Consider the following 647-nt stretch of genomic DNA (forward strand, 5'->3'; position numbering starts at 1 on the left):
GGTTTACACTTTTGGAATAATCGTATTCCAAATGAAAGAAAAGATGTTGGAGCAGTTTAGCTTCACGGAAGAGTTTAAAGAGAAACTTGTCCACTTAGTGATGTATCGGAACCAGTCGGTAAAAGAGGTAGCGAAAAGTTACAATTTGCCAAATTCTTATATCTTAGTGAACTGGATCACCCTATACAAAAAGCAATTGGAAAAAGGAGCTGTCACTGTAGTCGGTATCGATCCTAAGAAGAAAAAGGATAATACTGCCCTCAAGCAACACATCATGCAGCTTGAGAAGGCTTTGGAAAAAGCAAATGTTCTTATCTATGGGTTGAACGCCATGATAGACTATGCTGAGAAGGAGCTCAAAGTCCCGGTGCGAAAAAAGCGTGGTTCCAAATAGTCAAGCTGATCAAAGAGAAGCGCATCACCAGGATGGGCGTGGGCCCTTTATGCAGGCTGTTTGGGAAATCACGACAAGCATATTATCAAAGGGAGTTCCATCTGAGCGATGTAGAGCAGATGGAAATTATCGTACTGGAATTGATAGCGATAGTCCGGAGGGAGTTGCCAGGCTTGGGCTTACATAAGCTTTACCGGTGCATATATCAGCCCCTTAGGACGAATAACATCAAGATGGGCCGGGACAAGCTTAA

The 647-nt window shown here is 43.1% G+C and carries 1 protein-coding gene; it reads left to right on the forward strand.

Annotated elements, in window-relative coordinates; genetic code table 11:
* The coding region (locus tag E2R66_RS28165; protein WP_204986011.1) for a transposase at positions 1–394 on the forward strand (394 nt) is incomplete at its 5' end.
* Positions 395–647: the final 253 nt, after the last annotated feature.

The sequence above is a fragment of the Mucilaginibacter psychrotolerans genome (assembly GCF_004519315.1).
Lineage (GTDB): Bacteria > Bacteroidota > Bacteroidia > Sphingobacteriales > Sphingobacteriaceae > Mucilaginibacter > Mucilaginibacter psychrotolerans.